Raw genomic sequence first — 12,378 nt, forward strand, 5'->3', positions numbered from 1 at the left:
ACAGGAAAGGAAGGCGCGCAAGACTTGCACGCGCCTTTCATGTACCGCCAACGTGCTGCGTCAATGCGCGTCCAGATACTTCACGATCACGGGGTACACGTCCACCGCGGCATTTTTCCCGAAGATGCAGTCGATATGCCCATAGCCGGGAATGATGGTCCGCTCGTACGGCTGCTCGGGAAATTGCTTGACCAGCATGTCATAGGTGAGTTGCGTGCTGATCGGCAGATAGGTTTCGTTTTTATCGCCATGAATGAACCCGATCGGCCGGCGCATGCCTTCCAGTCCTTTCATGCCGTCGGTGCCGGTGAGATAGACATCCTTGCCTTCGGCATCGACTACCTTGTGTGCTCTCACCATCGTGGCCAGATGCTTGAATACGCCGACGTCGTGCACACCGAGAATTTCCTGCAGGTTCGAGTGCAGCGTCTGGTTTAACTGCTCATGTTCGTAGAGCAGGCCATACAGAAAAGTCGCGCGATGGCAGATCGGATTGCCGCAACCTTCCTTGTGATTGAGCGGGTAGAACTTGAGCGCTTCGTCGAGCAGGTTCTGCGGCCACGACTTGTGCTCCGTATAGGCGGTGACGTCGAGCAGGCCGAGATGTTCCATGAAGTCGGGAATATGCAGGCCGGCCTTGATCTTTTCCAGCGTGCCCGGCACCGGATGCGCCGACACCTGCGAAATGAATACCGAGCGCACGCCCTCGAGTCCGTACAGCAGCGACATGGTCAGCGCCACGCCGCCCATGCAATGCCCGAGCGCCTGAATCTCCGGCACGCCGGTCAATTCGCGGATCTTGGCGACCGCGGACGGAATGTCCTCGCGCGCCACCTTGTCGACGTTAGTCGGCACGAACACGCTCGGCATTTCGATGCTGACGCGCAGATCCACGAGCCACACATCGTAGCCGGCGGCGAACAGGTACTCGACCATGTTGGTCGCAATCAGGTCGGTGGAGTAGATGCGGCTCGATACGCCCGAGCCGTGAATCAGCAGCACCGGACGCGCCGCTTTGCGCGCGGGGTCGTGATAGCGGGTGAGCCTGAGCTTCGTGCCGTCGGGCGTATCGAAGAAAACGATTTGCGGTGCCGGCGCGCGCAATGCGCGCTTCAGACGCGGCTCCGCTTTCGGGTCGAAATACTGCAAGGGTGCGGCCACGCCGCCGTATTCGGTGAACAGCACGCCCGCGAAAAACTTGCCGAACTTCAGGGTCCATTCGAGACGCGTCTTCAGATCCGGCGCGTGGGTGACTTCGAGCGTGCGCTGCTGCTTGAGGAAATTTTCCGGCGTGATGATCAGCGTCGCTTTGCCGAGCAGCGGCGCATCGGCTTGCGCCGACTCGCGGACCTCCGCATAGAGCGTGTTGGTCTGCTCCCACAGATTGATCGGCGACGTGCGCGTGATGACCTTCTTGCCGCTCAGGAAATACGTCTTGCCTTCGGTGGCGTTGAGCGTCATGCGGTAATTCATGTTGCGCTCGTCCACGTCCGACTCGTTGACCACGAACAGATTGAAGGTGCCGTTGGAGATCGTCATCGGTTGCGCGGAGAGCGCGGGGCAGGTCAGCGTGCCGGCCGTTTTCGCCAGATGCTGCGGATTGCTGATCATATCGGCGAGGTCTTCCGATTCGACGGTCAGCGTGAACTCCATCGGGCTCGTGGCCGCTTCGCCTGCAACGTTCGGCGTGTAGGTGCCGACCATCGTTTCGGTGAAGTGCAGACCGATCTTCTGCGGCGAGGAGGGCGTCAATGACGAGGACGCGGCTTCGGGCGTCGGCGGGGGCGGCAAGGTCGGCGTGGCGGCGGCACCTTCAGCCGGTGCTGCGTTCAGCGGATGCGTGGCGAGCAGCAACTCGCAATTGCGTTCGGCCAGCGCGGAAATCGTCAGGAGCGGATTGACGCCGAGCGACATCGGCATGACGGCGCCGTCCATCACGTACAGGCCGTCGTGCACCGCGTTGCCCGTGGCGCCGCTGAACACGCGGCCCATGTGATCGACCACGCCGTGCTCCGCATCTTCGCCCATGCCGCAGCCGCCGAGCGGGTGCACGGTGACGGTGCGGTTGCCGAGAATATCGGTGGAAATCGGATTGCGCATGTATTTGCCGCCAAGCGGCACGGTTGCTCGTTTGAGCACCTCTTCGACCGCCTGGAAGATCGGCTGCTTGCCGGCGTTCTCCCACACGATGCGTGGCTGGCCTTTGTCGTCCACGTCGATCTCGCCGTTTTCGTCGTCGTGCGCCATGACGAGGTAGCTTTGCGTGTGATGGAGCGCGCCGTGATAGGGGCCGCGCAGAAAGCTGGTGGCCACGCGGGCGTCGTAGGCGAGCTGTTCCGCGACGGAGCGCGGCGCGACATCCACCCCTACGAGCGGTGCGGCGGCGCCGAGCAGGCCGACCAGCGCCGCGCCCACCGGACCGGCGAGCGAGCCTTCTTCGATCACATACCCGTCTCTGACGTTAGGCGTGCCGCGATGATCGATGAGGCCGGTGATTGTCGGCCCGACCGGAGGAATCTCGCCCTTTTCATGCGCACCCCAGCCGACGCCGTTGATTACCGGCTCGGTGTTGTAGGCGAAGGCGAGCACGTCGCCATTGCCGGTAAAGTGTTTGCCGAGCAGGTTGGAGACGCTCAAGCCCTGCTTGCGCGAGCGCAGCAGCAAGGCCGTCGAGCCGATCGTGCCGGCCGACACGATGACGATATCGGCGCTCACGAACAGATCGGGCGCGCCAAAGCTTTCGCGGCCGAGGCTGACCAGCTGATAACCCACGATCCATTTCCCCGTGACCGCGTCGCGCAGCACCGAATGGACGGCGGTGCCCGTGAAAATCTGCGCGCCGTGCGCGACGGCGTCGGGCAGATAGTTCATGTGCGTCGAATTCTTCGCGTCGTAGTTGCAGCCGGAATTGCAGTCGCCGCAGCCGACGCAAGCCTTCTGCTCGACGCCCGCGGCATTCGTGCGGTCCACAAAGGTGACGGTGATCTCCGGACGCGAGAACTGGTCTTCCATGCCAAGCGCCTGCGCCGACTTTTCGAGGGCCTGCAATTTCGGCAAGGCCGGATAGCTTGGCGGCACCGGCGACGGTTGCAGCATCGCTCGCGCGTCCGCATACCCTTTGTCGCGTCCAGCCTTGTCGGCGCGCAACGCGGCCGGCCAGCGCGGGTCGTCCCACAGGCGCGGGTCGGCTTCGAGCGCGACGTTCGCGTTGATCAGCGAGGTGCCGCCGAGACCGCAGCCGACTACCGCGTTCACATCGTCGTTCACATGCACTTCGAGTAGCGCCAGCGGTGAGCCGATATGCGCCAGCGCCGTGTTGTATTGCACTTCTTCGGTGCCCTGAAACGGCGTGCGGGGAAATTCACCGGCCATGAATTCGCGTCCGCGTTCGAGCACGCACACGCGGCGCCCGGCGCGCGCCATACGGCTCGCGGCGATCCCGCCGCCATAGCCGGAACCCACCACAACCACGTCGTAATGCGATTGGATTGCAATCACGACGCTCGATAAGCGGTTCATCACGACCACCTCGTCTGGAATGGAATGCGGGGAAAGACAACCAGGACTTCGGAAGCAAGACGGCGTGCGGCGACAGCTTTTTTATCCTAGGCGGTGCGCGCTCACAAAAAAAGGCGCATCGTAGGTGGCGCGCGGGCCGGCTGTGCCGCGTCCGGGACGTCGTGAGAGGGTGCCGAGGCCCAGCGGGCGCACGGCCGCGTGCTATTACGCGGCCGCTTCATTCATTTCGCTGTCGCTCGATTCGGCGGCGAGCAGGTTCAGCGCCAGCAGGATCGCCGGGCGATTGTCGACCTCGATCTCGATGCCGAGCGCGTCCGTGAGCCAGCGGCCGATCTTCGTATTCGAAAAATCCTCGGCGCCAGCCGTCTTCTTCATGGTGACGCCGAGCTTGACGGCGCGATAGTGATACGAGGGCACACGATGCTGCGCTGCGACTGCCGACAGACCGCCTTTGCCTTCCGAGCACCAGCCGAGGCTGCCGGCCAGCACGATCCGCTCCGGTTCGTCGAGGCTTTCGATAAAGGCGCGCGCCGAGAGCCGCACGCGCTGTTCGTCGAGGCCGTATTGCAGCAGCACGCTTTCCACCGGATCTTCCAGCGCCTGCGCGTGCAGATCGATTTCCTGCGCCATGCCGTCGTTTTCCATCGATACGTTGCGCTGATGGCCGGCGCTGCGCAGGCAGTCGATCAGGTAGCGGCGGAAATACGCGCACAATGCGTAGCCGTTGGACGGCGCGCTGTCGGCGCAGGCGTGGGTTTCAGTATGGCCGGGCGCGAGACGCAGCACCTTCGCGTAGATGAACTGGGCGACCAGTTCTTCCTTGTCCTCGCCGAGCGCCTGCAGTTCGAGCGGGTGATAGGTCCGCAAAGCCCGCTTGACCAGTTCGACCATCGACACCATTTCGTCGCCGGACAACCGGGTGCGCCGGCGCCACAAATCCGGCAGGATTGCATCGTCGAGATTGCGGACGAACTCGTGGCTCGGAACTGCGCCCATGAAAACCTCCATAAGGGGAAAGGCAAGGAGCGCGGTGAGCCTGAACTGCCGGCGGGGTGTGGATGTTGAAGCTTTGAGGCCGCGCTGGAATGTGAAACCAGTATGGTTTCCGGCGGCGGCTTCGCCTATATGGATTAAGTGGTAGCTGATGGGTAAACTGCCGGGTAAACCATCCGACAAAGTGCATCTTATTCGTCTGAAGTAAAACGGGCTTGCACTGGAAAATTGCATCGCACTGCGGCTACGCAGTTGCATCGCAGACGTAGAGCCACGCCGTATCCGAAGTGTCCGATGCGGCTTGCGCCGCTTGCGTCGCCGCGCTTCGATCCACATAACCGAATTTGCCGAGTCCGAGGAGACCGCGTGATGCGGGCCGACCCGATCCAGCGTGCCATCGACGAAGACCTGGTGCGCGTGCTGTACGCGCAAGATCCGATTGCTTTCTTTTCGCACTGGTTTTCGATCGCGGTGCTGGTGTCGATTTACTGGCCGAACATACCGTCGCCGCCGCTCTTTATCGCGTGCTTCGGTTTCTATGCCGCGGCCAATTGCGCCAGCCTCGCGCTGTGGCTCGTCAACCGCCGTTACCCGCAACTCGTCTCGCCGCGCGGCTGGATCATTCTTCACGCAGTGCGGGGCATGCTGCTCTACAGCGGGCCGGGCATCGCGGTGTGGTTCGCGTTCCAGAGTCCGCAGTCCGACCTGCCGCTGCTGCACACGGTCATGCTCGTCACGCTGGCCGCCGGCGTGTTCATGTCGAATGGCTTCGACCTGCTGAATTTCTCGACCTCGATTCCGTTTCTGCTGTTTCCTTCGATCGTCATGCATTTCGGCACGCATACGTTCGACCGCACGCTGCTCGCCATCGTCCTCGCGTTTTTCTTCTGCGCGATCAACGTCTACGCGCTGAGTTATCGCAAGCTGTTCCAGCAGGTCGTGCAGGCGCGCGTCGATCAGCAGTACCTGGCGGAATCGCTGGCCGCGCAAAAACGGGTGGCCGAAGAAGCGAGTCTCGCCAAGACGCGCTTTTTTGCGGCCGCCAGCCACGACTTGCGCCAGCCGCTGCATGCGATCGGCCTGCTCGCGGCCTCGCTGAACGACGCGGCGGCGACGCCCGTGCAGCACGCGAAAACCGCCGAGCACATCGTCTACAACGTCGAGGCATTGAACCAGTTGTTCAACCAGGTGCTCGATCTGGCGCGGCTCGAAAGCGGCGTGACCCAGGTGATCCGGCTGCATTTCCGGCTGTCCGAACTGTTCGAGCGGGTCGGCAGCCAGTACCGTCCGCAGGCGGCCGCCAAAGGGCTGGCGTTGCGCATCGCGCCGACCGCGATGGTGGTGCACGACGATCCGGTGCTGCTCGAACGCGTGCTGAGCAATCTGCTGTCGAACGCGGTGCGCTACACCGAAGACGGCGCGATCTGGTTGGGCTTGCGCCGCGCCGGGCGGCAGACGGGCGGCTTTATCGAAGTGCGCGACTCGGGCATCGGCATTCCCGCGGAGGAACACGCGCGCATTTTCGAGGAGTTCTATCAGGTCGCCAATCCGCAACGCGACGCGCGCCAGGGGCACGGCCTCGGCTTGCCGACGGTGAAGCGGCTGGTCGAGATGCTCGGCGGCGAGTTGCAACTGCGCTCGGCGCCGGGCCGCGGGTCGGTGTTCCGCTTTCCGGTGCAGGCAGGCGACCCCGGCGGCATCGTGGCGAGCCTGAACGAAGCCGTGGCCGGCGGTCCGTCGGCGCAAGGGCGGCACGTGCTGTGCATCGACGACGATCCGTCGATTCTCGAAGGCCTCGTCAGTCTGCTGGGCCGGTGGGGTTGCAGTGTGCTCGGCGCGCGCGACGAAGCCAATGCGCTCGCGGCGCTCGAAGGCGGCTTCGTGCCGGATGCCGTGCTGTGCGACTACCAGTTGGCGAATCACCGGACCGGTGCGCAGGCGCTCACTGCCGTGCGCAACATGCTCGCGCGCGCGGGGCACGACAACGTGGTGACGCTGCTGATCACGGGCGACATGGCGTCGGCCGAACTGGCGGCGCTCGCCTTGCAGGGGATTCCGGTGCTTCACAAACCGGTTACGCCGGCGCGCTTGCGGCGCACGCTGGAGATGCTGTGGCAGCAGGCCGAACTGGACAAGGGGCGGGCCGCTGCGGCGCTGGCATTACGCGTGGGTCAAACGGGACGTGAAGCGGTAGATGAAGCGGGAAATGAAGCGAGCGGCCAGGTGATGCATGGCGCGATGGCGGCTGCTGGGAGCGCGGCGCAAGGAGACGCGAGAATGGGATCGAAGAGCGAGCCGCAAAGCATTTTGATCCGAAGCACCCAGTCGCAAAGGGAACCGCAGAAGTAGAGGCGCGCAGGGGAAGCAAAGGCGCACGGCAGAAGAGAGGCGCACGGCGGAAGAGAGGCGCGCAGAAGGAGAGGCGCGCAGCAAAAAGGACAGGCGAACCGCAAAGTAAGGCGAGCCTGCTGCACAGGGCGGCGCGCCCGCCGCCTGCGGATCTCGCGCTACAAGGTTTTCCCGGCTTCCAGCCAGCCATTGATGACGGCGATCGCCGTCGACCGGTTATGCACACCGAGTGCCCGGAAGATCACCGACAGATGCACTTTCACCGTGCCTTCCGCAACGCCCAGGTCGCGCGCGATCATCTTGTTGGTCCAGCCACGATGCACGAGCCGCATGATGTCCTGCTGACGCGGCGACAGATTCTCCAGCAGATGCTGCTGGTGCGGCTGCAACGCCTGGATTTGCGTCAGTGGTTCGGTGAGCGTGGCGCCGCCCTGGCTGGGTGCGTGCGCGCCGACGGGAGCCGCATGCTGCGGCGCCGGTTCGGCGAGCGCTTCGGCACGCGCGGGCGCGGCCTGCGCGTCGCGCGAGCCCAGCAGGCTGAGCGCTTCCATCGGCACATAGGCACCGCCTGAGAGCACCAGTTCGATCGCCTTGAGCATGACGCTGGCGGGCTGGCGCTTCGGCACGAAACCGAGCGCACCGGCGGCCAGCACCGCGCGCATTTCGTCGGGCGATTCTTCGGCGGAGAGAACGACGAGCGGGAGCGCCGGATTCGCCTTCAACAGCACTTCGAGCGATGAAGCGCCGCTCATGCCCGGCATATGCAGATCGACAATGGCGAGATCGTGATCGGCGTCGGGACGCGCAAGCAGGGCAAGCGTCTCCCAGTTGTCGGCTTCGTCGAACTGGGCGTCGGGATCGAGGCCGCGCAGCATGCCTTTGACACCTTGCCGGATCAGTTCATGGTCGTCGGCTACAAGAAACTTCATGATGTCTCCGCGAGTCGGGCCTGCCCGATGTGGGCTACCGCCGTTATAGGGTCTCGTTTTACTTCTAGCCTCGTGAATCGCATCATTTGCCGCCCACCCCGCGATCATATGCCTGATCGGTGGCGCGGCGCACCTTCCGGCGGCCGCTTATATAACCGTATATTCGTTAAATCGCCGACTGATCCGATGCGCCACATGATCTGTAAGGCAGGTCTCCCGCGCATAGGTTCCGGCTTGCATGGTAGACGAGCGGAACGGCCCTTTTTTGAAGGCATCCATCAAGGATTCCGAAGGTTATGCGCGCCGGATCGAAGCGCGCTGAAGCAGTCTCTATTTGACTGCAAATAACGTCGCATTCATCAGAATCTTGAATGCGAATCCGAGCGACATCGCCGAGCCCACGCCGAAGCACCACAGCGCGATGAACCAGAGCCAGCCCGGCAGTTTGCGCGCCGTTGTCGCCGCTGCTGTCGATGCTGTCGATGCGCCGTGAGTCGTGCCGGAGTTTGTCTGCTTAGTGATAGTGATGTTGGTCGCCATGACGCACCTTGCCGCGAAATACCCAATAACCCATCGTCGTGTAGGCGATGATGATCGGCAGAATCACCGCCGCGCCGGCCAGCGTGAACATCTGGCTCGAGCGCGGCGCGGCCGCTTCCCAGAGCGTCATGCTCGACGGAATCGCATACGGCCACAAGCTCACCAGCAGCCCCGCGTAGCCGAGCAGCACCAGCAGCAGCGCGAGCGCGAACGGCGTGTTGTGATGCCGCTCGCGCACCGCGCGATGCATGAGGAATGCCGCGACCGCCACGAGGAACGGCACCGGCAGCAGACGGTAGAACAGGCCTTCGTGGAACCAGCGTTGCGCGATATTCGGATCCTGCAGCGGCGTCCACAGGCTGACCATCGCGACGAAGCCGAGCAGTACGACGGTCAGCGGCCAGACCACGCGATGCAGCCGGCGTTGCAGATCGCCTTCGGTCTTCGCCACCAGCCAGCAGCAGCCGAGCAGCGCATACGTGACCACGAGTCCGAGGCCCGTGAGCAGGCTGAACGGCGTGAGCCAGCCGAAGGCGTCGCCGGCATATGCGCCATCGACTACGGGAATGCCTTGCAGGAACGCGCCCAGCGCAATGCCCTGAAAGAACGTCGCGCCCGCCGAGCCGCCGATGAACGCCAGATCCCACAAATGCTTCGTGCGATTCGCCTTGGCGCGAATCTCGAACGACACGCCGCGAAAGATCAGACATACGAGCATGAAGATCAGCGGCAGATACAGTGCGGACAGCACGGTCGAATAGACCGCGGGAAACACGGCGAACAGACCCGCGCCGCCGAGCACCAGCCAGGTTTCGTTGCCGTCCCACACCGGCGCGACGGTGTTCATCATCAGGTCGCGTTCCTTTTCATCGGGGAAGAACGGGAAGACGATGCCGATGCCCAGATCGAAGCCGTCCAGCACCACATACATGAAAAGGCCCAGCGCGATGATCGCGGCCCACACTACGGTTACGTCCATGTTCTTTCTCTATCGCAAGTAGCTGATGAAGCAGGGTGGTTCAGGCGGCGTCGATCATGTGATCGGCGGCGGAAAGCGGTCGGCGCGCGGTCTCGTTTGGCGAGCGCTCCGGCAGGCGCTCCGGCGCGTCGTGCGGCGTGTGTCCGGGCAGAGCCGGACCCGCGCGCATCAGCTTGAGCATGTAGTAGACGCCTGTGCCGAACACGAGGAAGTACACGACCACGAAAGTCATCAGCGAAATGCCGACCTGCTGCGTGGTGAGCGGCGAGACGGCCTGCGAGGTGCGCATCACGCCGTACACGACCCACGGTTGGCGGCCCGCTTCGGTGGTGACCCAGCCGGCCAGCAGCGTGATGAAACCCGTCGGTCCCATTGCCACGGCAACGCGCTGGAACCACTTCGATTCGAAGAGGCGTCCACGGCGGCGCAGCACCCACGCCGCGACTGACATCACGATCATCAGCACGCCGAGGCCGGCCATGATGCGAAAACTCCAGAACACCACCGTCGAGTTGGGCCGGTCTTGCGGCGGAAATTCCTTGAGACCGCGAATTTCGCCGTCCCAGCTATGCGTGAGGATCAGGCTGCCGAGATGCGGAATCGAGACGGCATAGCGCGTGGTTTCGGCCTGCATGTCGGGAATGCCGAACAGGTTTAGCGCGGTGCCGCCTTTTTCGGTGTCCCACAGACCTTCGATCGCCGCGATCTTGGCGGGCTGATATTTGCGCGTGTTCAACCCATGCTGATCGCCGACGAATGCCTGGACCGGCGTGAGAATCAGCAGCAGCCAGAGCGCCATCGAGAACATTTTCTTGACGGCCGGATCGCGCCGTCCGCGCAGCAGATGCCACGCGCCGACCGCCGACACCACCAGCGCGGCGACGATGAACGCCGCGAGCGCCATATGCGCGAGCCGGTATGGGAACGACGGATTGAACACGATCTTGAACCAGTCGAGCGGCACGACGCGGCCGTTCACGACTTCGAAGCCTTGCGGCGTTTGCATCCAGCTATTGGAGGCGAGAATCCAGAAGGTCGAGATCAGCGTGCCGATCGCCACCATCAGCGTGGCACCGAAGTGGGCGCGCGGACTCACGCGCTGCCAGCCGAACAGCATGATGCCGAGGAATCCCGCTTCGAGGAAGAACGCGGTCATCACTTCGTACATCAACAGCGGGCCGGTGACGGGGCCGGCGAAACTGGAGAAGCCCGACCAGTTGGTGCCGAACTGATAGCTCATCACGACGCCGGAAACCACGCCCATGCCGAAGGCCACCGCGAAGATCTTCGACCAGAACAGGCAAAGGTCTTTGTAGTACGCCTTGCGGGTTTTCAGCCAGCGCCATTCGAGGACGGCGATGAAGCTGGCGAGGCCGATGCTGAGCGCCGGAAAAACGATGTGGAAAGAGACGGTGAACGCAAACTGGATGCGGGCAAGATCGAATGCCGATAGAGCGGAGTTCATGAGCGTGACGTACTTGAAGTGCGTGGGGTCCGTGAGGGCGGACTACGCGCGTCGACCGTTGTCGGTGCGCACTGCGCTGGGCAGATGGCGCAAGAGTAGGGGATGGTCGAGTTTTGTGCTGCGACGCGACGTGCGTCAAAAAACCACCTTGTTTTATGGTGATTTTCTTTTTTGGGACGGCAAACCGTTGATGAATATCAAGTTTTTCTGATCGCATCGCTGAGCAGTATGCGGGCGGTTGCTCACTTTGGCTGCGCAACTGCGGCAATCGACCGCGCTGCAGCATTGTCGCGCGGCGGGTTCTACGCTTCTGACGCGGCTGCAGTGTTTCCCGCGGCAGCCACGACTTTGCGCAGCGATTCGATCGGCAAGGCGATGTTCGGCAAATCGGGATTTGCTCGTCATCAACCGACAATCGCTCCGTCCGAACCGACTTTCCATGCGCGCGGCGGCTAGCCATCAAGCCCGTTTGCCCATACCATGGAGGCAGCCAGACGGCAGCTTTTTTCAAAACAGCGCATGCTAGTTGCGCGTGCACGCCGTATAGCCAGTCCAGTATTTTTTCCCGTTATCCGCTTCGAATAGTCATAGCCGACGTACCGACCAGCCGAACGGCCCGGCCCGGCGCGTCGCGAATCCGTTATCCAGATGTGGTGCAGGGCATGTCGTGCCTGAATGGGCGTCGTGTCGCGAGCCGCGCGAATGCTTCGAGAAGCCACGCATCATCCACCTGCCGGCAACGGCAGACTTCAACTACAAGGAGTCAGCAGATGAGCACGATCAAGACGAAAGACGGTACGAGCATTTTCTACAAGGACTGGGGCAAGGGCCGCCCGGTCGTCTTTTCGCACGGCTGGCCGTTGAGCGCGGACGCCTGGGACGCGCAGATGCTGTTTCTCGGCAGCAAGGGCTTTCGCGTGATCGCGCATGACCGGCGCGGGCATGGCCGCTCGGAGCAGACGTGGGACGGCAACGACATGGACACCTACGCCGACGATCTCGCGGCGCTGATCGACCACCTCGATCTGCGGGACGCCACGCTCGTCGGGCATTCGACAGGCGGCGGCGAAGTCGCGCATTACATCGGCCGGCATGGCACGCAACGCGTCGCGAAGGCCGTGCTGATCGGCGCGGTGCCGCCGTTGATGCTGAAGACCGGGAGCAATCCGAACGGTACGCCAATCGACGTGTTCGACGGCATCCGCAAAGGTGTCGAAGACGACCGCTCGCAGTTCTTCAAGGATCTCGCGCTGCCGTTCTACGGCTACAACCGTCCGGGCGCGAAGGTGTCGCAAGGCGTGATCGATTCATTCTGGGTCCAGGGCATGGCCGGCTCGATCAAGGGGCTGTACGACTGCATCAAGCAGTTCTCCGAAGTCGACTACACCGAAGACCTGAAGAAGATCGACGTGCCGACCCTGGTGCTGCACGGCGATGACGACCAGATCGTGCCGATCGATGCAGCCGGCCGTCTGACCGCGAAGATCGTGAAGAACGCCGCGCTGAAGGTCTATCCGGGTGGCCAGCACGGCATGTGCACCGTCGAGGCCGCCAAGGTGAACGGTGACCTGCTGGAATTTATCGGGTCGTGATGCGGTGATGCG

General features: G+C 63.1%; 9 protein-coding genes. 3 read left to right on the top strand and 6 right to left on the bottom strand.

The features are described 5' to 3' along the window. Nucleotides 1-60: 60 nt before the first annotated feature. Both B0G82_RS32305 and B0G82_RS32310 read right to left on the bottom strand, forming a co-directional pair. Nucleotides 61-3,519: an alpha/beta fold hydrolase gene (locus B0G82_RS32305; RefSeq protein WP_121310252.1), complete on the bottom strand. Its 3,459-nt coding sequence runs from the start codon at nt 3,517-3,519 to the stop codon at nt 61-63. Between the two features lie 204 nt (nt 3,520-3,723). Next, nucleotides 3,724-4,515 carry a hypothetical protein gene (locus B0G82_RS32310; protein ID WP_116144092.1) on the bottom strand — a complete coding sequence of 264 codons (792 nt, stop codon included), beginning with the start codon at nt 4,513-4,515 and terminating at the stop codon, nt 3,724-3,726. Nucleotides 4,516-4,881: 366 nt separating this feature from the next. On the opposite strand from B0G82_RS32310, the gene B0G82_RS32315 reads away from it, so the two are divergent. Continuing rightward, on the top strand, nt 4,882-6,861 hold the full coding sequence (locus B0G82_RS32315) for a hybrid sensor histidine kinase/response regulator (protein WP_121310253.1): 1,980 nt from the start codon (nt 4,882-4,884) through the stop codon (nt 6,859-6,861). Nucleotides 6,862-7,019: 158 nt separating this feature from the next. Here B0G82_RS32315 and B0G82_RS32320 read toward each other — a convergent pair whose 3' ends face one another. From B0G82_RS32320 to B0G82_RS32335, 4 genes are all read right to left on the bottom strand, one after another. Next, complete coding sequence (locus tag B0G82_RS32320) at nt 7,020-7,790, bottom strand: response regulator transcription factor (protein WP_116121285.1); 771 nt, start codon at nt 7,788-7,790, stop codon at nt 7,020-7,022. A 330-nt stretch (nt 7,791-8,120) separates the two neighbouring features. Then, on the bottom strand, nt 8,121-8,330 hold the full coding sequence (locus B0G82_RS32325) for a hypothetical protein (protein WP_116144098.1): 210 nt from the start codon (nt 8,328-8,330) through the stop codon (nt 8,121-8,123). Further along, entirely contained in the window at nt 8,305-9,309 is a 1,005-nt protein-coding gene (cydB, locus tag B0G82_RS32330) for a cytochrome d ubiquinol oxidase subunit II (protein WP_121310254.1), read from the bottom strand. Before cydB ends, B0G82_RS32325 begins: the two co-directional genes overlap by 26 nt. 40 nt (nt 9,310-9,349) lie before the next feature. Continuing rightward, entirely contained in the window at nt 9,350-10,774 is a 1,425-nt protein-coding gene (locus B0G82_RS32335) for a cytochrome ubiquinol oxidase subunit I (RefSeq protein ID WP_121310255.1), read from the bottom strand. A gap of 171 nt (nt 10,775-10,945) precedes the next feature. Here B0G82_RS32335 and B0G82_RS32345 point away from each other — a divergent pair, with 171 nt between their 5' ends. Then, complete coding sequence (locus B0G82_RS32345; RefSeq protein WP_147308696.1) at nt 10,946-11,230, top strand: hypothetical protein; 285 nt, start codon at nt 10,946-10,948, stop codon at nt 11,228-11,230. Nucleotides 11,231-11,544: 314 nt separating this feature from the next. Next, nucleotides 11,545-12,366 carry an alpha/beta hydrolase gene (locus B0G82_RS32350; RefSeq protein WP_121310256.1) on the top strand — a complete coding sequence of 274 codons (822 nt, stop codon included), beginning with the start codon at nt 11,545-11,547 and terminating at the stop codon, nt 12,364-12,366. The last annotated feature ends 12 nt before the right edge of the window (nt 12,367-12,378 follow it).

The organism is Paraburkholderia sp. BL17N1 (genome assembly GCF_003634175.1).
Lineage (GTDB): Bacteria > Pseudomonadota > Gammaproteobacteria > Burkholderiales > Burkholderiaceae > Paraburkholderia.